Here is a 19776-nt window from a genome sequence, read left to right as displayed (position 1 = left end):
AACCGGGTTAAAACGCTGGCATGACCGTACCCACCGACACCGAACTGTCCGATCTCGCCCGCGAGGTCGGACAGCGCCTGCAGCAGGCTGCGCTGCAGCTGGTCACCGCCGAAAGCTGCAGCGGCGGCTGGATCGCCAAGGCGATGACCGACATCGCCGGCTCGTCGGCGTTCTTCGACTGCGGCATGGTGGTGTACAGCTACGAGGCCAAGCAGCGCCTGCTGGGCGTGCGCGCGCAGACCCTGGAGCAGTTCGGCGCGGTCAGCCGCGAAACCGTGCTGGAAATGGTGTCTGGCGCGTTGGTCAATTCCGGTGCCGGCATGGCCGTGGCCGTGACCGGCATCGCCGGCCCCGGTGGCGGCAGCCCGGACAAGCCGGTGGGCAGCGTCTGGATCGGCTGGAAGCAGCGCGGTGGCTATGCCCGCGCGCAGCTGTTCCAGTTCGAGGGCGACCGCGAAGCCATCCGCCGGCAGACCGTGCAGCAGGCGCTGACGGGAATTTTCCCGGCGCTGTGACATCCTGAGCCCTGCTGTCGAACGAGGGTGCACCGATGTGGGAAACGCTGGGAACCGTCCGTGACCTGGGGCGTCTGCAGGAAATCGCCTCGGTCCTGATCCGTTATGGCTTCGGCGACCTGGTGCGCCGCATCGGCCTGGCCGACGTGCTGGAACGTGCCGGCCGCCTGCTGCACTGGAACGATACCCAGCAGATCCTGCGCATGACCGCCCCGGTGCGGGTGCGCCGTGCGATGGAAGAACTCGGCCCTACCTTCGTCAAGCTCGGCCAGGTGCTGGCCACCCGCGTGGACCTGTTCCCGCCGGACTGGATCGCCGAATTCTCCGAATTGCAGAACGCGGTGCCGGCGTTGCCGTATGCGCAGGTCCGCGAGCAGCTGGAAGCCGACCTGGGCGCGCCGGCTACCGAGGTGTTCGCCTGGCTCGATGAAACCGCGTTGGCGGCGGCCTCGCTGGCCCAGGCGCACCGGGCCACGCTGCACGATGGCAGCGAGGTGGTGCTGAAGATCCGCCGCCCCGGCATCCGCGAGGTGATCGAAGCCGACCTGCGCCTGCTCGCGCGGCTGGCCGAAATCGTCGAAGCGCGGCTGCCGGACATGCGCCGCTACCGGCCGGCCGAGGTGGTCCAGCAGTTCCAGGTGTCGCTGCGGCGCGAGCTGGATTTCGCCGCCGAGTGCCGCAATGCCGAGCGTATCGCGCGCAACTTCGCCGGGCGCAACGACATCCTGATTCCCAAGGTGCACTGGCAGTGGACCTGCGAGAGTCTCAACGTGCAGGACTTCGTGGACGGCATCCCCGGCCGCGACCTCGCCGGCGTGGATGCGGCCGGGCTCGACCGGGTCCGGCTGGCCCGCACCGGCGGCCGCATCGTGCTCAAGATGGTGCTCGAGGACGGCTGCTTCCACGCCGACCCGCACCCGGGCAACATCATCTACCTGCGGGATGGCCGGATCGGCGTGATCGACTTCGGCATGGTCGGGGCGATCTCCGAGCAGCGCCGCTTCCAGGTCGCGCAGCTGCTGCACGGACTGGTCAGCCAGGAGCCGGAGTCGGTCACCGACGTGCTGCTGGACTGGTCCGGTGGCGTGGACGTGGACGAATCGCGGCTGCAGCAGGACATCAGTACCTTCGTCGACCAGTACCGGGGCGTGCCGCTGAAGGACCTGCACATGGGCCTGATGCTGGGCAACATCACCCAGCTGCTGCGCCAGTACGCGCTGACCCTGCCGGCCGACCTGGCGCTGATGATCAAGACGTTCCTGACGCTGGAAGGCATGGGCCGCCAGCTCGACCCGCAGTTCGACATGGCCACCGCCGCGCGCCCGTTCCTGGAGCGGGTGATGTGGCAACGGTTCGCGCCGTCGGCCCTGCTCAAGCGCGGCAAGCGCAGCGTGGCCGGGCTGCTGGACCTGGCCGGTGACCTGCCGCGCGATGTCCGCCAGCTGGTGCAGATGGCGCGGCGGGGCCGTTTGCAGTTGAAGGTGGAGACGACTGCGCTGCAGGGCTTCGGCGAGCAGGTCAACCGGGCGGCGAACCGGCTGGTGGTGGGGATTGTCACCGCTGCGCTGATCATTGGGTCGTCGATCGTGATGCACAGCGTCGGTGGGCTGTCGAGCCGCTGGCTGCTGGCGCTGGGCGTGGCCGGGTTCGTGGGGGCGGGGTTCTGCGGGGTGTGGATACTGGTGTCGATCTGGCGGTCGGGGCGGAATCCGTGATGGCCGGCGACCGCCTGCCAGGCGCGTAGGGACACGCCATGCGTGTCCGCTCTCCGTTTCGGGGTCATTGACGCCTGAGGGGCGGCTCCGGATCGTGTAAACGCCGGTTGGGGCGTGCCGGATGATGGTGGGCCGTCTTCGGATGCCTGTGCCGCGCTGCGCGCGGTTGCCGACTGACAGTCGGCACTACGAGTTGCTACGGGCTCGCGGCCAGATCGGGATACGGGGGGGCGTTGCTTTTTTCTAATCGGGGCTTGCGTGTGTCGGGTGTTAGTAGTAATACTACTAACCATGGACCTTACCGATACCCAGCAGGCGATCCTGCAGTTGATCGCCGAGCGCATCGAGACCGACGGCGCGCCGCCGTCGCAGACGGAAATCGCCCGTGCGTTCGGCTTCAAGGGCGTGCGGGCCGCGCAGTACCACCTGGAAGCGCTGGAGCAGGCCGGGGCGATCCGTCGCATTCCCGGCCAGGCGCGCGGTATCCGGCTGGTGCAGGCGCCGCCGCTGCAGGACGGCCTGCCGGCCTCGCTGGCAGTGCCCGCGCTGCCCGACCACGTGCTGCGGCTGCCGGTGCTGGGCCGGGTCGCGGCCGGCCTGCCGATCGGGGCGGACATCGGTTCGGACGATTTCGTGGTGCTCGACCGGGTGTTCTTCTCGCCCGCGCCGGACTACCTGCTCAAGGTCCAGGGCGACTCGATGATCGACGAAGGCATCTTCGACGGCGACCTGATCGGCGTGCACCGTACCCGCGACGCCCGCTCGGGCCAGATCGTGGTGGCGCGCATCGATGACGAGATCACCGTCAAGCTGCTGAAGATGGGCAAGGACCGGATCCGGCTGCTGCCGCGCAATCCCGATTACAAGCCGATCGAAGTGCTGCCCGACCAGGACTTCGCGATTGAAGGCCTCTATTGCGGGCTGCTGCGCCCGAACCGCTGATCTCTTCAACGCACGACATGCACGGTCTTTTGTGGCGATTCTCTGGTTTGGCTGAGGTTGGTACGGATGTCCGATAATTTTTTTCCGAACGCCGGGCAGAATCTCAGCCTGTGCGATACGCCAACCTTAAAGTGACCCCGTGGCCAAGAAGACCTCCAAAGACAACACCTCCAACGACATGACCTCTGCAAGGACCAATCCGATGGACGAGAACAAAAAGCGTGCCCTGACCGCCGCCCTGAGCCAGATCGAAAAGCAGTTCGGCAAGGGCTCCGTCATGCGCATGGGCGACCGTGTCATCGAGGCCGTCGAGGTCATCCCGACCGGTTCGCTGATGCTGGACATCGCGCTCGGCATCGGCGGCCTGCCGAAGGGCCGTGTCGTGGAAATCTATGGTCCGGAGTCCTCGGGCAAGACCACCCTGACCCTGCAGGCGATCGCCGAATGCCAGAAGAAGGGCGGCACCGCTGCCTTCATCGACGCCGAGCACGCCCTGGACCCGATCTACGCCGCCAAGCTGGGCGTGAACGTGGACGACCTGCTGCTGTCCCAGCCGGACACCGGCGAGCAGGCGCTGGAAATCGCCGACATGCTGGTCCGTTCCGGCTCGGTGGACATCGTGGTGGTCGACTCGGTCGCCGCGCTGACCCCGAAGGCCGAAATCGAAGGCGAAATGGGCGACCAGCTGCCGGGCCTGCAGGCCCGCCTGATGAGCCAGGCGCTGCGCAAGCTGACCGGCAACATCAAGCGCTCCAACACGCTGGTGGTCTTCATCAACCAGCTGCGCATGAAGATCGGCGTGATGATGCCGGGCCAGAGCCCGGAAGTGACCACCGGCGGCAACGCATTGAAGTTCTACGCCTCGGTGCGCCTGGACATCCGCCGCATCGGCGCGATCAAGAAGGGCGACGAGATCATCGGCAACCAGACCAAGATCAAGGTCGTCAAGAACAAGCTGGCGCCGCCGTTCAAGCAGGTCATCACCGAGATCCTGTACGGCGAAGGCATCAGCCGCGAAGGCGAACTGATCGACATGGGCGTGGAAGCCAAGCTGGTCGAGAAGGCCGGCGCCTGGTACAGCTACGGCGAAGAGCGCATCGGCCAGGGCAAGGACAACGCCCGCGGTTACCTGCGCGACAACCCGCAGGTGGCCCAGCGCCTGGAAGCCGAGCTGCGCGAGAAGTTCCAGCCGGCCGAGGCTGCCCGTGAGAGCGGTGACAGCGACGGTGACGACGACGCCGAGTGAGTTTCCTGCGGGGCAGGGCAGCGCCGTCAGTGACGCTCGCCCTGTCCCGGGGGTTCAACCTTCCCCCGACGGGGGGAGCGCCACGGACGGCGCATTTCATCGAGGTGCCCATGCACGACCCAGACGCCCCGGCACCCGGCCGCAAGCGCCGCGTCCGTGAACAGACCCCGGTCCAACGCGCGCTTGGCCTGCTGGTACGCCGTGAGCATTCGCGCAAGGAATTGACCCGCAAGCTCACTGCCCGCGGCATCGAAAGTGACGCCGCCACTGCCGCCGTGGACAAGCTCACCGAGGCCGGCTGGCAGGATGACACCCGCTTTGCCGAGAACCTGGTCCGCATCCGTGCGAACACCGGCTATGGCCCCCTCCACATCCGCGCCGAACTGGGCACCCATGGGCTGGACAGCGAGCAGGTCGCCGCCGCCATGGACACCTTCGAAGGCGACTGGACAGAGAACGCCCGGGACCTGGTCTGCCGCCGCTTTGGCGAGGCGGGCCCCCAGGAGCTGCCCCAGCGCCGCAAAGCCGCTGATCTGCTGGCCCGCCGCGGGTTCGATGGCGACACCATCCGTCGTGCCACCCGCTACGACCCGGATGACTGAAGGGCGCACAGCGCGCCCGTCACCCGGACGTGTCCCGGGGGCCCGGGCCTGATACCCTTTGTGGTTTCGGCGGTCCTGCTCTCGACACCCGGCCATTGGGGCTGTGTGCGAAGGACCGGCCGGCCCGCATGAAGCCAGCCCCCATGAACGCACCCGTCAAATTCACTACCTCCCAGATCCGCAGCGATTTCCTTGAGTTCTTCAAGGGCAAGGGCCACACCATCGTGCCGTCGGCACCGCTGGTGCCGGGCAATGATCCGACCTTGTTGTTCACCAACTCCGGCATGGTGCAGTTCAAGGACGTGTTCCTTGGCGCCGAGAAGCGCAGCTATGTGCGCGCGGCGGACGTGCAGCGCTGCCTGCGGGCCGGCGGCAAGCACAACGACCTGGACCAGGTCGGCTACACCGCGCGCCACCACACGTTCTTCGAAATGCTGGGCAACTGGTCGTTCGGCGACTACTTCAAGAAGGACGCCATCGCCTGGGCCTGGGAGCTGCTGACCCAGGTCTGGAAGCTGCCGGCCGACCGCCTGCTGGTCACCGTCTACCAGACCGACGACGAGGCCTACGCGCTGTGGCGCGACATGGTCGGCATTCCCGAAGAACGCATCGTGCGCATCGGCGACAACAAGGGCGCGCCGTTTGCCTCGGACAACTTCTGGCAGATGGCCGATACCGGTCCGTGCGGCCCGTGCACCGAAATCTTCTACGACCATGGCGACCATATCGCCGGTGGCCCGCCGGGTTCGCCGGATGAAGACGGCGACCGCTACATTGAAATCTGGAACCTGGTGTTCATGCAGTTCGACCGCCAGCCGGACGGCACCCTGGTGCCGCTGCCGGCACCGTGCGTGGACACCGGCATGGGCCTGGAACGCCTGGCCGCGATCCTGCAGCACGTGCACACCAACTATGAGATCGACCTGTTCCAGGCGCTGATCCGCAAGGCCAGCGAACTGACCGGCATGGCCGACCTGGAGAACAAGTCGCTGCGCGTGATCGCCGATCACATCCGTGCCTGTTCGTTCCTGATCGTCGACGGCGTGCTGCCGTCCAACGAAGGCCGCGGCTACGTGCTGCGCCGGATCATCCGCCGCGCCCTGCGCCATGGCTGGATGCTGGGCGTGCGCCAGCCGTTCTTCAGCAAGCTGGTGCCGACCCTGGTCGAGCAGATGGGCGAGGCCTACGCGGAACTGCCGGCACAGGCCGAGACCGTGGTGCGTGCGCTGCAGGCCGAGGAAGAGCGCTTCGCGCAGACGCTCGATTCGGGCATGAAGATCTTCGACGACGTCGCCGCGCAGGTGACCAATGGCGTCATTCCGGGCGCGGATGCCTTCCGCCTCTATGACACCTACGGCTTCCCGCTCGACCTGACCCAGGACATCGCGCGCGAGCGCGACCTGACCGTGGACATCGACGGTTTCAATGCGGCAATGGAGAAGCAGCGTGAGGACGGCCGCAAGGGCGGCAAGTTCGGTGGCGGCGTGACGCTGTCGGCCGAGCTGGTCGCCACGCTCAAGCCCACCACGTTCCTGGGTTACGACCGCCTGCAGGCCGACGGCCTGACCGTGGTGGCCCTGCTCAAGGACGGGCGTCCGGTGGACGCGGTGCAGGCCGGTGACGAGGTCATCGTGCTGACCGACCAGACCCCGTTCTATGCCGAATCGGGTGGCCAGGTGGGCGACACCGGCAGCCTGGCCGGCAACGGCGTGCGGCTGCAGATCACCGATACGCAGAAGTTCGCGGGCCAGTTCCACGGCCACGTCGGCACCGTCACCCAGGGCAGCCTGAAGGTGGGCGATGTGCTGGGCGGTGTGGTGGACGACCAGCGCCGCGGCGCCACCATCCTCAATCACTCGGCCACCCACCTGCTGCACGCCGCACTGCGTGAAGTGCTGGGCACCCACGTGCAGCAGAAGGGCTCGCTGGTGGCACCGGACCGCCTGCGCTTCGACTTCTCGCACTTCCAGCCGATCAGTGCCGCGGACCTTGCCGTGATCGAGCGCAAGGTCAACGAGCAGGTACGCGCCAACAATGCGGCCGAAGTGCACAACATGGGCATGCAGGAAGCGCTCGATTTCGGCGCGATGGCACTGTTCGGCGAGAAGTACGGCGAAAACGTGCGCGTGCTGAAGATGGGCAATTACTCCACTGAACTGTGTGGTGGCACGCACGTAACGCGCACCGGCGACATCGGCCTGTTCAAGATCACCTCCGAAGGCGGCGTGTCTTCGGGCGTGCGCCGTATCGAAGCGGTGACCGGGCAGGGCGCGTTGGACTACGTGGCCCACGAAGAAGCCCAGCTCGCCGAAGCGGCCGCGCTGCTCGGCGGGAATGCGGGCGAAGTGGTCGACAAGATCCGCCAGCTTGGCGAGCGCCAGAAGAAGCTGGAACGCGAACTGGAGGCCATGAAGGCCAAGCAGGCGGCGGGCGCGACCGCCGACCTGGGCGCTGGCGCAGTTGAGGTCAAAGGCGTCAAGGTGCTGGCCGCGCGTCTGGAAGGTTTCGATGCCAAGGCACTGCGTGAAGCAATCGACCGCCTCAAGCAGCAGCTGGGCGATGCGGTGATCGTGTTGGCCGGCACCCAGGACGGCAAGGCGGCCCTGGTCGCCGGCGTGAACGGCAGTGCAACGGGCAAGGTAAAGGCCGGGGAACTGTTGTCCCACATCGCCAGTCAGATCGGGGGCAAGGGCGGCGGCCGCCCGGACCTCGCCCAGGGTGGTGGCGAGGACGGGCCCGCCCTTGCTTCTGCACTGGCTGCCGTCGTCGACTGGGTCACCCCTCGTATCTGAACGCCTGAATCCTCCTGCTCCTTGATGGCGCAGGAGGGCTGACGGTACTATGGCTAATCTTTTCCCTTTGTCGTGTGGCGTTCCTTGGCTGGGCGCCGAGCCGGTCGGGAAAATCCACCGGTTCCCTGGAGACTTGCAAAAATGTTGATCCTGACTCGCCGTGTTGGCGAAACCCTGATGATCGGTAACGACGTCAGCGTCACCGTGCTCGGCGTCAAGGGCAATCAGGTGCGTATTGGCATCACCGCCCCGAAGGACGTGGCCGTGCACCGCGAAGAGATTTACCAGCGCATCCAGCGAGGCGACGAGCCGAATGCATCGGGAAGTGAAAATTCTTCCGATTAAGGCTTTACCTCGGGGTGTGAAAAACGTTATTCTTCGCGCCCCCGCTGAGAAGAAACATCGAAGCGGCGGAACCAGAATACTGGAGCGGTGCCCGAGTGGCTGAAGGGGCTCCCCTGCTAAGGGAGTATACGGCCAAAAACTGTATCGAGGGTTCGAATCCCTCCCGCTCCGCCAGTTGTAGAAAAGGCCTTCGTACGCAAGTACGAAGGCCTTTTTCTTTGTGCGCTGTTGCCGCAGCGTTGACGTGTTGCCCGCACGCCGTGCACTGGCATTCTGCGAGGGTGGTTGCTCCCCCCGCACCCGGAGTCGCCGTGAACGCACGTCGCAACTTCCTTTCCGCCGCCGCTGCCGGTACCGCCGCATTGGCCAGTTCACCGTTGCTGGCGCAGTCCGGCGCCGCCGCGCCCGGCAGCGTGCTGCCAACGCGGGGCCGCAGCGCCGCGCAGCCGCTGGCCACCCACGCCGCCGGCAAGGGCGAGCGCTTTCGGCCGCGCACGCGCCTCGGGCTGGGCGGGGTGGCCATCGGCAACGGCTTTGCCCCGGCCACCGATGCGCAAAGCGAACAGACCCTGGCCGCAGCTTATGCCGCAGGCGTGCGCTACTTCGACACGTCGCCCTGGTATGGCCTGGGCCTGAGCGAACGGCGGATGGGGCATCACCTGCACAACCACCCGGTGGGTGAGTACACGCTGTCGACCAAGGTCGGTCGACTGCTCACCGCCACCGCTGGCGCGCTGCAGGACACCATGTGGAAAGACCCGTCGCCGTTCCACTACCGCTATGACTATTCCGCCGACGGCGTTCGTCGTTCGGTGGAAGACAGCCTCAACCGGCTGGGAGTCGCGCAGCTGGATGTGGTCTTCATCCACGACCTGTCGCCGGATAACGAGAAGGACCTTGGCATGCCGTGGGAGCAGCGCTTCGCCGAGGCCGCCAAGGGCGCGATGCCCGCGCTGACCCGGATGCGCGAGGAAGGCCTGATCAAGGCATGGGGATTTGGCGTGAACCGCCCGGAGCCGGCGCTGCGCGCGATCCAGGAAGCCGATCCGGACATCTTCCTGCTCGCCTGCCAGTACTCGCTGCTCGACCACGATCAGGCGTTGCACGACACCTTCCCGGCCATCGCCCGGCACGGTGCGTCGGTGGTGGTGGGTGCGCCGCTGCTCGCCGGCTACCTGGCCGGCCGCGATCGGTACCTCTACGACGGCAAGGTGCCCGAGTGGGCGCCGAAGAAGCGTGCGGCCGTGCAGGCCATCTGCGACCGCCACGGCGTCGACCTGCGCACCGTGGCGCTGCAGTTCGCGGATGCGCCAGAGGTCGTGTCTGCGGTGATTCCGGGTGCACGCACGCCCGAACAGGTGCAGGCCAACGTGGCGTCCATGTCGGTGGCGATCCCGTCCGTGCTCTGGGCGGAGTTGAAGCAGGCGAAGCTGATTGCCGACGACGCCCCGGTACCCGCGGCCTGAGCCCAGTCACGACAACGCCCCGATCAGCTCGGGGCGTTGGCGAGGGCCGCTGCGGTTACAGCGGCAGGTCGAACACCAGCACTTCGGCGTCGCTGGCATTTTCCAGGGTCACCTGCGCTTCGTCGGTGATCTGCAGCGCGTCGCCGGTGTCCAGGGTGATGCCGTTGACCTGCAGCTGGCCGCGCGCAACCTGCACATAGGCGCCGCGGCGCGGGGCCAGGGCCAGGTGGGCGCGGTCGTCGCCGTCCAGGATCGTGGCGTAGATGTTGGCGTCCTGGTGGATCAGCAGCGAACCGTCACGGCCATCCTTCGAGGCGATCAGGCGCAACTGGCCGCGCTTGGCGTCCGGGGCGAAATGCGTTTCCTGGTAGCTCGGGGCGATGTTCTCGGTATCCGGGAACAGCCAGATCTGCAGGAAATGCACGGTCTCGTCGGCCGAGTGGTTGAACTCGCTGTGGCTGACCCCGCTGCCGGCACTCATGCGCTGCACGTAGCCGTAGCGCAGCACCGAGCCGGTGCCCATCGAGTCCTTGTGCTCCAGCGCGCCGCCCAGCACGTAGGAGATGATCTCCATGTTGCTGTGGCTGTGGGTGCCGAAGCCCTGGCCGCCGATCACCTTGTCTTCGTTGATCACGCGCAGCGGGCCGAAGCTGGTGTAGCGCGCGTCGTAGTAACCGGCGAAGGAGAAGGTGTGCTGGGAGTTCAGCCAGCCATGGTTGGCCTGGCCACGGGTGGCGCTCTTGCGGATCTGCAGCATGGTGGTTCTCCTCGGGTGTTCGATGGTTTCGATGGCGGTCCGGGGCAGTGTGTGCTGCCCCTTTCCTGTTGGCGCCAGTATCCGCTTGCGCCTGCCGCTTGAAAAACGGATAGTTTTGCAAGCCATCATCGAAAAATTCGAATGCTCAAGCTCAGCCTCGACGCGCTGCAGATCCTGGATGCCATCGACCGCCGTGGCTCGTTCGCCTCGGCCGGCAAGGAGCTGCACAAGGTGCCCTCGACGATCTCCTACACGGTGTCCAAGCTGGAACAGGACCTGGGCGTGCAGCTGTTCGACCGGATCGGCCCGCGCGCACACCTTACCGAGGCTGGGGTGGCGTTGCTGGACGAGGGTCGGCACCTGCTGCGTGCGGCGCGCGAGCTGGAAATGCGGGTGCGCCGGGTGGCGTCGGGGTGGGAGGCCGAGCTGACCGTGGCGGTGGATTCGCTGTTCCAGCCGGCGCTGCTGGCCGAGGATGTGCGGGCCTTCAGCACGGTCGCCGAGCAGACCCGGATCCGCCTGATCAGCGAAGCCCTGTCGGGTACGTGGGAGGCGCTGCTGGACCGGCGTGCGGATCTACTGGTCGGCGCAGCCGGGGAGGGCCCCAGTGGCGGTGGCTACGTGGTGGAGCCGCTGGGCGTGGTGCGGTTCGTGTTCGCGGTGGCGCCGGGACACCCGCTGGCGGCGCTGCCGGAACCACTCGGGCGGGAACAGCTGGCCGCGCACTGCGCCATTGCCGTGGCCGATTCCGCGCGCCGGCTGCTGCCGCGCACGGTCGGGCTGCTGATGGGGCAGGAGACGGTGACCGTGCCAGATACGGTCAGCAAGTTCCGCCTGCAGTGCGCCGGGCTGGGCTTCGGCTTCCTGCCCGAACCCTATGTGCAGGCAGCGGTGGCGCAGGGGCGGCTGGTGGTGCGGCAGGTGGAGGAGCCCAAGCCGGACGAGACCTTCTGGCTGGCCTGGCGCACCGGGGAGGAAGGCGCGGCGCTGCGCTGGTGGCGCGAGCGGATGCGCCAGCCGGGGTTGATGGAGGGGTGGTGGGGGCAGATGTCGGCATGGCTGTGACCGCCGATGGCTGAACCGCGGCTGGGGTGTCACGGTTTGGTCATCTGGTTGCGGTAGAGCGCCCGGCGCGCCGTCGCTACGCTGCGCGGCTCAATGTGAACTCCTGTGCCCATGAAACGCCTGCTGCTGCTCGCGCTGGCCGGGGCCGGCCTGTGGCTGGCCGCGTGCTCATCGCTCACCTCATCCGCTGCCTCCACCTCGCTCAGCGACCGCCTGGTCGCGCCCGGCGGCGTTTCCACGCTGCTCGATACCGCGCGCATCGCCGAAGCGGTGGAGGCGGTCCCCAACCGCCATGGGTTCGTGACCGGCCGCGCCGACGTGCCGCTGTTCTGGCGCGCCTTCGATCCGGGCCGCTACGGGCTGCGCTATCACTACCTGGCGCAGCAGCATGACAACGGCGAGCCCCTGAACACCGGGCTGCAGCTGGCCCTGCCGCAGCCGTTCCAGCCGCAGGCGCCGCGTGGCACCGTGGTGCTGCTGCACGGCTGGATGATGAACGGCGATTCGATGCTGCCGTGGTCGCTGCAGTTGGCCGAATCCGGCTACCGGGTGGTGACCATCGACCTGCGCAACCATGGCCATTCCGGTGCCGGGCCGTCGGGCTATGGGACGTTCGAATCCGATGACGTGATCGATGTGATCGACGCGCTGCAGCGCCGTGGGGAAGTGGTCGGGCCGCTGTACCTGTTCGGCGTGTCCTACGGCGCGGCAACCGCGCTGTTCACCGCCGACAAGCTCGGCGATCGGGTCACCGGCGTGGTGGCGATGGAATCGTTCGCCAACGCCGGCGAGGCGATCCGCAGCATGATCCCGCACCTGATGTCGCTGCAGCCCACCGCATGGAAGGCGCAGGCGATGGCCGCGTATGGTCGCTGGCGCTACGGCGGACAGGACATCAATGCGGTGATCGCCGCTGCGAGCCAGCGCCTGGACCTGGATCTGGACACGGTGGACGTGACCCGTGCGCTGGCCGATACGCGCGCCTGCGTGCTGCTGCTGCACGGCCAGGATGACGCACACGTGCGGGTGGACCAGGGGCGTGCGCTGGCCGCCGCCAGCCCGCGCGTGCATTACATCGAGATGCGTGGCGAAGACCACATCACCCTGCCACTGCGGCTGGACCTGCTCGGCGGCGTGGTCGATGACTGGCTGGCGCATGACGAGCATGCCGGTGGCCGCTGCCCGGCGCCGGAGATCCCGCGCGAAGCGGACCGGATGGCCATGTCGGCGGTACGTGCCGGCGACCCGATCCGGTCATGAACGCGCACACGAAAAAGGCAGCCCGTGGCTGCCTTTTTTCGTCTTCGATGCAATGGTGCGCCCGGAGAGATTCGAACTCCCGACCGCCTGGTTCGTAGCCAGGTACTCTATCCAACTGAGCTACGGGCGCGCTTGCATTGTCTGGTTGTTGCCGCGATGTAGTGGTGCGCCCGGAGAGATTCGAACTCCCGACCGCCTGGTTCGTAGCCAGGTACTCTATCCAACTGAGCTACGGGCGCATTTACATCACGTTGTGGTGTTGCTGCCGGCAGAGGCGAAACTGCCAGCCTGTTGATGGTGCGCCCGGAGAGATTCGAACTCCCGACCGCCTGGTTCGTAGCCAGGTACTCTATCCAACTGAGCTACGGGCGCGTCAACAGGAGCGGAATTATGCGGATCGACGCCGCATCCGTCAACGCTTTTGTGAAGGACTTCATTCAAATGAATGAAAAAGTGCCTTCACCACGGCCTCCGGCGACTTCATCCATGCGAAGTGATCTGCCCGGGTTCCCAGTGCGCCTGCGGGCAGGACCGACAATGTGGAAACGACCAGGGGCAGCTTCACCAGCAGCCCCTGCATCGAGCCCGGCGGAGCGAACCAGTCGTCGGCCATCACCACCGCGCTGGCCTGGCCGCGCAGTCGCCGCATGCCGCCCTCCAGGTCCGCGTGGATGCCGGTGCCGGCGTAGTGGTTGTTCAGGCCCACGCGTGCCCAGTCGCGGATCAGGCCGCGCGCCTCGGTGCCCCCGAAGCCGAGCCGGCGCCCGTGCAGGACGCCTTGGCGCTGCGCCAGCCACGGCAGGAACCGGTACACCAGCGGCAGGGCCCAGCGGCGCGGGGCGGGGAACGTTCGCCAGAACGGGGTGCCGGTGGCCACCAGCCAGAACCGGGCGAACAGGTCCGGGTGCTGTCCGGCGAACACGCAGGCCAGCTGCCCGCCCAGGCTGTGCCCGCCGATGATCAGCGGCACGTTGCCGTGCAGGCGCACCGCCGCCAGGCTGGCTGGCAGGTCCTGCTCGAGGATTTCCCGATAGCCCCAATCCTGCGTGCGCGACGGGCGCAGGCTGCTGCTGCCGTTGCCGCGCCACTCGTGCAGGAACACGCTGATGCCGCATGCCGCCAGTGCATCGGCGAACGCCTGGTAATTGCGCGCCGACACGCCCAGCGCCGGCAGCCACAGCAGCTGCGCGCGCGGCTGCGCGGGCACGCGCCCGATCAGTTCGAAGCGATGGCCATCGTCGCTCTGGACCGGTACCGCCAGCGCGCGCGTCATGCCGGGCACGCCGCGCCGAAGTGATCCAGCACCAGCACCGCGCTGCGGCCCGGCGTGTAACCGCCCTGCAGGCCGCGCGCGACGTAGTCGATGGCGGCTTCGCAGGCGTTGGGCAGCGACAACCCGCAGCACAGCTGCGCGGCGATCGCCGAGGCCAGCGTGCAGCCGGTGCCATGCGCGTCTACCGGCAGGCGGGCGTGGCTGAACTCCTCGCGGGTGACACCATCGAAGTAGCGATCGATCACGCGCGCGCCTTCGGCCATGTGGCCACCCTTGAGCAATACCGCACCGGCGCCGAGGTCGAGCAGTGCGATGGCGGCATCCTCCGCGTCATCGGCGCTGACGATACGACGGCCGAGCAGCAGTTCGGCTTCCGGGGTGTTCGGGGTAAGCAGCGTGGCCAGCGGCAGCAGCCGCGTGCGCAGCGCGTCCAGGGCGCTGTCTTCGAGCAGGCGCGCACCACTGGTGGCCACCATCACCGGATCCAGCACCACGTGGGTGGGGCGATGCTTTTCCAGCGCGTCGGCGACCAGACCGATCACCTCGGCGTTGGCCAGCATGCCCAGCTTGACCGCATGGATGTCGAAGTCGGTAAAGCAGGCGTCGATCTGCGCCTGCAGGAAATCCAGGGGCGGCACGTGCACGGCGGTCACGCCGCGGGTGTTCTGCGCGGTGAGCGCGGCAATCGCCGACAATCCGTGCACGCGGTGCGCGGCGAAGGCTTTCAGGTCGGCCTGGATGCCGGCACCACCGCCGGAATCGGAACCGGCGATGGTGAGGACGGACACGGGGGTGGAAGGGCTCATTTCGCGATTGTGCCATGCCGCCCCGGACGTGGCGGCAGCCGCGCAGGGCGTGGCGCTACCCGCCGAAGCCGCCGTTGAACTGCAGCTCGGAGAACTCGCCACTGGTCGGATCGAACAGCGCGCCCCAGAACTGGTTGCCACCATCGCACACGCGGATCGCTTCGCGCGCGGGGTCCATGTCGCCGTGGTCGGGCAGGTGGAAGGCGTTGAGGTAGATCAGCTTGCGTCCTTCCACTTCGATGCCGACATACTGGCGGTCGAAATCGGTGACGTTGGGTACCTGCGCTTCCAGTGTGGGCAACCGGCTTTCCAGCTGTTCGATCTGCTGGCGGCTGGGTGCCCAGTAGCCGGTGACCCGCCCCGGCGTCTGGCCGGGGCTGGGACGGGAGCAGGTATCCAGGACCTGGGCAACCACCAGCGGGCGGGTGACCACCCACGACTGGCCGGTCTTGACCGCCGTCGGCACGGTGGCCCCGGGGCGGGTGTTGGAAGGCGTGCAGGCAGCTGCAACGGCCGCCAGCGCCAGTGGCAGCAACGCACGGGTCAGGGAACGGTTCACAGCACCTCCGAAGCGTAATCGGCCAGGCGCGAACGCTCGCCACGGCGCAGCGTGATGTGCGCGCTGTGCGGCCAGTTCTTGAAGCGGTCCACCGCGTAGGTCAGGCCCGAGGTGGTTTCGGTCAGGTAGGGCGTGTCGATCTGTTCGACGTTGCCCAGGCAGACGATCTTGGTGCCGGGGCCGGCACGGGTGATCAGCGTCTTCATCTGCTTCGGGGTGAGGTTCTGCGCCTCGTCCAGGATCAGGTAACGCGACAGGAAGGTGCGCCCGCGCATGAAGTTCAACGAGCGGATCTTGATCCGGCTGGCGATCAGGTCGTTGGTCGCCGCACGGCCCCAGGCGCCGCCTTCCTGGGTGTGGGTGAGCACTTCCAGGTTGTCGGTGAGCGCGCCCATCCACGGGGTCATCTTTTCCTCCTCGGTGCCGGGCAGGAAGCCGATGTCCTCGCCCACGCTGACCGTGGCGCGGGTCATGATGATTTCGCGGTAGCGCTGCTGGTCCATGGTCTGGGCCAGGCCGGCGGCCAGCGCGAGCAGGGTCTTGCCGGTGCCGGCGGTGCCGAGCAGGGTGACGAAATCGATCTCCGGGTCCATCAGCGCGTTGAGCGCGAAATTCTGCTCGCGGTTGCGTGCGCTGATGCCCCATACCGCATGGCTGCCATGCCGGAAATCGTTGACCAGCGACAGGATCACCTTGCCGCTGCCATCGACCTTGGCCACCCGCAGTTCGACTTCATCGTCGCCCGGCAGGTAGGCGTACTGGTTGGGATGCCAGTCTTCGTCATCCTTGGCCAGGATTTCGTAACTGGTGCGGCCCTTGTCGCTCCAGCTGCGCAGGTCGTCGGTGTGCTTCTTCCAGAAGTCTTCCGGCAGCTCGGTGGCGCCGGTGTAGAGCAGGCTGAAATCGTCCAGCGCGCGATCATTCTCGTAGTCTTCCGACACGATCCCGGCGATGGCCGCCTTGATCCGCAGGTTGATGTCCTTGGAGACGAACACCACCGGAATCTCCGGCACCTGTTCCTTCAGGGCCAGGATCGCGCCGAGGATGGCGTTGTCCGGGATCACCGCGCCGAAGCTCTTGCCAGCATCGAAGTGGCTGGTCTGGAAGCGCAGCAGGCCCACGCTCTGCTTGCCGCGCAGCTGCAGCCCGTTCGGGCGCTGCAGCGGAATGCCGTCGGCCAGGTTGTCCAGGCCCGAGGCCTGCACCAGCTCGTTGAGGAAGCGGCTCACCTGGCGGGCGTTGCGGCTCGCTTCGGACGTGCCCTTCTTGCCGTTGTCCAGCTCTTCGATCACCTGCATCGGCAGGTAGACATCATGCTCCTCGAACTTGAACAGCGCGGTTGGATCGTGCATGAGCACGTTGGTATCCAGAACGTAGATGCGCTTGCCTCGGGTCATCGTCATTTCCTGGTGGCAGAACAGGGACAAGCCATCACGACCTGCAGGGCAGGGTGATGGCCATTGTGGGGTACAGGTGGATCACTGGGCTTTCGCGGCCTTCAGGGCTTCAAGAACGGATTCGGCGTGGCCGGCCACTTTCACCTTGCGCCACGACTGCACGATACGACTGTCGGGCGAAATGAGGAAGGTGCTGCGTTCGATGCCACGCACCTGCTTGCCGTACATGTTCTTCAGCTTGATCACATCAAACGCGCTGCACAGCGCTTCGTCGCCATCGCTGACCAGCGGGAAGGCAAAGCCCTGCTTGGCGCAGAAGTTGTCGTGGGATTTGACCGAGTCGCGGGAGACGCCGAGCACCCGGGCGCCGGCACGCTTGAACGCCGGCAGCAGGGCGTTGAAGTCGATGCCCTCGGTGGTGCAGCCCGGGGTGCTGTCCTTGGGGTAGAAGTACAGCACCAGCCACTGGCCGGCGAGATCGCCGAGGGTGGTGTGGTCGCCGCCGGACAGGGCCAGCGGGAGGGCGAGGGTGGTGCTGTCCAGGGTATCGCCGTTGTTCATGAGGTCCTTGCTGCGGAGCCTGAGTGACGCGTCTTACAACTGCATGAAACACCGCGCGTTGGTGATGAACGCGCGAAGCCGTCAGAACTTCATCGGATCCATGATCGCGTCCAGGTTGAGGTGGTCGCAGAATTCGAGGAAATCGTCGCGCAGGGCAGCGATGTGCATGTTGGCGGGCACGCCGATGGTGACCTGTGCCGAGAACATTTCCGCGCCGGTCTGCATGGCCCGGTAGCGGGTGCTCTGCAGGTTTTCGATGGTGATGCCCTGGCGGTCGAAGAAATCGGCCAGCTGGAACAGGATGCCGGGCTTGTCGGCGGCGATCACTTCCACGATGTAGGGCAGCAGGTTGGACTGTGCCTGTTTGGCACCGGTGCGGTACCACACCAGCTTCAGGCCTTCCTCGCGCTCGAGCCGGGTCAGCATGGCTTCCAGCTTGGCCACCGAGTCCCAGGAGCCGGTGGCCAGGGCGGTGACGGAGACATCGCGGCCCACGGTGGCAAGGCGGGCATCGACCAGATTGCAGCCGCTGTCGGCGATGCGCCGGGTGACGGGCAGCAGGGGGGACTCCGGATGCGTCGTGTAGGCGTTGATCAGGAGATGGTTTTCGGTCGGCGCAGGCCGCGGCGTGGTGTCGGTCAAGGTGGTTCCGGTAATGCGGGATGAGTCTGAACGGCGCCGACGACGGCGCGTTCGCCGGAGTCCAGCATACTTGCCCGCGCTTTCGACCCGCAAGTAACATGCAACGTACGTCCGACCGCGCTTCCAGCGGCGTTCGTCCCCCTTACTTCCGAGCATCGTTTCCTTGTCCCTTTCCGGTCTCATCACCGCGCTGGCCACGCCTTTCCAGGCCAATGGCGCATTGGATCCCGACGGTTGGCAGCGCCTGCTGCACCTGCAACTGGAGGGTGGCGTTCACGGGGTGGTGGTGGCCGGGTCGACCGGCGAGGCCGCGACCCTGTCCGATGACGAATATGACCAGCTGCTGCGCAGTGCGGTCAAAACCGTGGCCGGGCGGGTTCCGGTGCTGGCGGGTACCGGCCTGTCCGGAACCGCCAAAACGATCGAGCAGACCCGCCGGGCGGCGGCCAGCGGCGCGACCCACGCGCTGGTGGTGACCCCGCCGTACGTGCGCCCGACCCAGGCCGGGCTGATCGCCCACTATCGGGCGGTGGCCGACCAGGGCGGCCTGCCGGTGATCCTGTACAACGTGCCGGGCCGCACCGGCTGCGACATGCTGCCGGAAACGGTGGCCGAGCTGGCCGCGCACCCGAACATCGTGGGCATCAAGGAAGCGGTGGGCGATGTGGGCCGGGTCCAGGCGCTGTTGGCGCTTCGGTCGCCGACCTTTGCGATCCTCAGTGGCGATGACGGCACGGCCGCCCGTTCGATCCTGTCGGGGGTGGATGGGCTGATCTCGGTCGGCTCGAACGCGCTGCCCGGTGCCTACCGGCGCATGTGCGACCTGGCCGCGGCCGGCGAACGCGAGGCCACCGAGGCCTGGGATGCCCGGCTGGAGCCGTTCCATGAATTCTGCGGGGTGGAACCCAACCCCATCCCGGTGAAAGACCTGCTGCGCCGGATCGGCATCGGCCACGGCCTGCGCCTGCCGCTGCTGTCGTTGTCGGCCGCCCACCACGCCGCCGCCGAACACCTGGCCACCGACATCGGTGCGCTCGAAGCCCTTTCCAGCCACTGACATCAGTGGCCTGACCCAGGAGATTCACATGCGTCAATCCGTTTCCGCCATCCGCGTGCTGTCGTTCGCGATTCTGGCCACCGCCACCCTGGCAGGTGTCACCGGCTGCAAGCGCGGCGTCAAGGGCGACTACGCACTGGCGCCGGAAGTGCGCCCGCTGGAAATCCCGCCGGATCTGAACGCCCCGGGCGCCAGCCCGGCCGCGCAGGTGCCGGTGCTGGCCTCGCAGGCGGCCAAGCCGGCCTCGTCCCAGGCGCCGGCCGCCAACAATGCCGGTTTCACCGTCCCGGGCAGCAAGGACGAGGTGTTCGGCAAGGTCGGCACGGCGCTTGAGTCGGTTGAGGGCGTGAAGGTCGCCAGCAAGGCCCAGCTGCTGGGCTCCTACGACGTGGCCTTCGAAGGCAGCGATTTCCTGATCCGCGTGGTCGCAGTCGAAGCCGGCGCCTACATTTCGGCCGTCGACCCGCGCGGCCTGCCGGCTACTGGCGCAGCCCCGACCAAGCTGCTGGGTGAGCTGAAGGCGAAGCTGGCGCAATGATGCTGACATGGGTCCGGCCGCCGGCCGGGCCTGTGGGCCCGGATGGGCCGGTAAACGTTCGGGGCAATCCGTAACGGTCCCGGGCAGATGGTGGGTTGATCCAGTTCCCAATGGGCCCGTAACGGTTGCCCACCCATGGTTGATTGATCCCGATTTGCGGGCGTTACGTAACGGTTCGTAGCCCCGGCCGTTGGCCGGACACCGCGCGCAGCGCGGCCCAAGGGTCCGGAGCCTGACA

Annotated in this window: 19 protein-coding genes and 4 tRNA genes; 13 read left to right on the top strand and 10 right to left on the bottom strand. The window is 67.2% G+C overall.

Going from position 1 to position 19776, the window contains the following annotated elements; all coding sequences use genetic code 11:
• Positions 1–20 precede the first annotated feature (20 nt).
• From KVS69_RS01270 to KVS69_RS01230, 9 genes are all read left to right on the top strand, one after another.
• Positions 21–515: a CinA family protein gene (locus KVS69_RS01270; protein ID WP_217535972.1), complete on the top strand. Its 495-nt coding sequence runs from the start codon at positions 21–23 to the stop codon at positions 513–515.
• Positions 516–550: 35 nt separating this feature from the next.
• A complete protein-coding gene (gene ubiB / locus KVS69_RS01265) occupies positions 551–2230 on the top strand; it encodes a 2-polyprenylphenol 6-hydroxylase (RefSeq protein WP_217535971.1) in 1680 nt (559 codons plus the stop codon).
• Positions 2231–2521: 291 nt separating this feature from the next.
• Positions 2522–3172, top strand: a complete 651-nt coding sequence (lexA, locus tag KVS69_RS01260) for a transcriptional repressor LexA (protein ID WP_093534120.1) — start codon at positions 2522–2524, stop codon at positions 3170–3172.
• A gap of 202 nt (positions 3173–3374) precedes the next feature.
• Complete coding sequence (gene recA / locus KVS69_RS01255) at positions 3375–4418, top strand: recombinase RecA (RefSeq protein ID WP_068850903.1); 1044 nt, start codon at positions 3375–3377, stop codon at positions 4416–4418.
• Between the two features lie 110 nt (positions 4419–4528).
• Positions 4529–5020, top strand: a complete 492-nt coding sequence (gene recX, locus KVS69_RS01250) for a recombination regulator RecX (protein ID WP_068850905.1) — start codon at positions 4529–4531, stop codon at positions 5018–5020.
• A gap of 143 nt (positions 5021–5163) precedes the next feature.
• Positions 5164–7812 (top strand): alanine--tRNA ligase, encoded by a 2649-nt coding sequence (alaS, locus tag KVS69_RS01245; RefSeq protein WP_217535970.1) that lies wholly within the window; start codon positions 5164–5166, stop codon positions 7810–7812.
• 141 nt (positions 7813–7953) lie between these two features.
• Positions 7954–8157 carry a carbon storage regulator CsrA gene (csrA, locus tag KVS69_RS01240; RefSeq protein ID WP_068850911.1) on the top strand — a complete coding sequence of 68 codons (204 nt, stop codon included), beginning with the start codon at positions 7954–7956 and terminating at the stop codon, positions 8155–8157.
• Positions 8158–8238: 81 nt separating this feature from the next.
• A tRNA-Ser gene (locus KVS69_RS01235) sits at positions 8239–8331 on the top strand.
• A 137-nt stretch (positions 8332–8468) separates the two neighbouring features.
• Positions 8469–9623: an aldo/keto reductase gene (locus KVS69_RS01230; RefSeq protein ID WP_217535969.1), complete on the top strand. Its 1155-nt coding sequence runs from the start codon at positions 8469–8471 to the stop codon at positions 9621–9623.
• Positions 9624–9678: 55 nt separating this feature from the next.
• Here the strand turns inward: KVS69_RS01230 and KVS69_RS01225 are convergent, their stop codons facing one another.
• Entirely contained in the window at positions 9679–10380 is a 702-nt protein-coding gene (locus KVS69_RS01225; RefSeq protein ID WP_217535968.1) for a pirin family protein, read from the bottom strand.
• A gap of 141 nt (positions 10381–10521) precedes the next feature.
• Between KVS69_RS01225 and KVS69_RS01220 the strand changes: the two genes are divergently transcribed.
• Complete coding sequence (locus tag KVS69_RS01220; protein ID WP_068850919.1) at positions 10522–11445, top strand: LysR family transcriptional regulator; 924 nt, start codon at positions 10522–10524, stop codon at positions 11443–11445.
• A 111-nt stretch (positions 11446–11556) separates the two neighbouring features.
• Complete coding sequence (locus tag KVS69_RS01215) at positions 11557–12705, top strand: alpha/beta fold hydrolase (RefSeq protein WP_217535961.1); 1149 nt, start codon at positions 11557–11559, stop codon at positions 12703–12705.
• A 53-nt stretch (positions 12706–12758) separates the two neighbouring features.
• Here the strand turns inward: KVS69_RS01215 and KVS69_RS01210 are convergent.
• The 9 genes from KVS69_RS01210 to KVS69_RS01170 all read right to left on the bottom strand — a co-directional run bounded on the left by KVS69_RS01210 (position 12759) and on the right by KVS69_RS01170 (position 17943).
• Positions 12759–12835 (bottom strand) — tRNA-Arg (locus tag KVS69_RS01210).
• A 32-nt stretch (positions 12836–12867) separates the two neighbouring features.
• Positions 12868–12944: transfer RNA gene (locus KVS69_RS01205), tRNA-Arg, on the bottom strand.
• A 56-nt stretch (positions 12945–13000) separates the two neighbouring features.
• Positions 13001–13077, bottom strand: a tRNA-Arg gene (locus tag KVS69_RS01200).
• A 61-nt stretch (positions 13078–13138) separates the two neighbouring features.
• On the bottom strand, positions 13139–13978 hold the full coding sequence (locus KVS69_RS01195; RefSeq protein ID WP_217535957.1) for an alpha/beta fold hydrolase: 840 nt from the start codon (positions 13976–13978) through the stop codon (positions 13139–13141).
• Positions 13975–14784: a bifunctional hydroxymethylpyrimidine kinase/phosphomethylpyrimidine kinase gene (thiD, locus tag KVS69_RS01190; RefSeq protein ID WP_217535954.1), complete on the bottom strand. Its 810-nt coding sequence runs from the start codon at positions 14782–14784 to the stop codon at positions 13975–13977. Before thiD ends, KVS69_RS01195 begins: the two co-directional genes overlap by 4 nt.
• Positions 14785–14839: 55 nt before the next feature.
• On the bottom strand, positions 14840–15343 hold the full coding sequence (locus tag KVS69_RS01185; protein WP_217535951.1) for a hypothetical protein: 504 nt from the start codon (positions 15341–15343) through the stop codon (positions 14840–14842).
• Positions 15340–16740 carry a PhoH family protein gene (locus KVS69_RS01180; RefSeq protein ID WP_068850934.1) on the bottom strand — a complete coding sequence of 467 codons (1401 nt, stop codon included), beginning with the start codon at positions 16738–16740 and terminating at the stop codon, positions 15340–15342. The genes KVS69_RS01185 and KVS69_RS01180 overlap by 4 nt, the downstream gene beginning before the upstream one ends.
• Positions 16741–16821: 81 nt before the next feature.
• Entirely contained in the window at positions 16822–17301 is a 480-nt protein-coding gene (locus tag KVS69_RS01175) for a peroxiredoxin (RefSeq protein ID WP_217535948.1), read from the bottom strand.
• Between the two features lie 81 nt (positions 17302–17382).
• The gene (locus KVS69_RS01170; protein WP_019183297.1) at positions 17383–17943 is read right to left on the bottom strand and encodes a glycine cleavage system protein R; all 561 of its coding nucleotides are present in this window, start codon (positions 17941–17943) and stop codon (positions 17383–17385) included.
• 163 nt (positions 17944–18106) lie between these two features.
• On the opposite strand from KVS69_RS01170, the gene dapA reads away from it, so the two are divergent.
• The gene (gene dapA / locus KVS69_RS01165) at positions 18107–19000 is read left to right on the top strand and encodes a 4-hydroxy-tetrahydrodipicolinate synthase (RefSeq protein ID WP_068850938.1); all 894 of its coding nucleotides are present in this window, start codon (positions 18107–18109) and stop codon (positions 18998–19000) included.
• 28 nt (positions 19001–19028) lie between these two features.
• Positions 19029–19538 carry a hypothetical protein gene (locus KVS69_RS01160; protein WP_184124069.1) on the top strand — a complete coding sequence of 170 codons (510 nt, stop codon included), beginning with the start codon at positions 19029–19031 and terminating at the stop codon, positions 19536–19538.
• Positions 19539–19776: the final 238 nt, after the last annotated feature.

Source organism: Stenotrophomonas sp. GbtcB23 (assembly GCF_019091045.1).
GTDB classification, from domain to species: Bacteria; Pseudomonadota; Gammaproteobacteria; order Xanthomonadales; family Xanthomonadaceae; genus Stenotrophomonas; species Stenotrophomonas rhizophila_A.
This window is presented reverse-complemented; position numbering and strand designations above follow the sequence as displayed.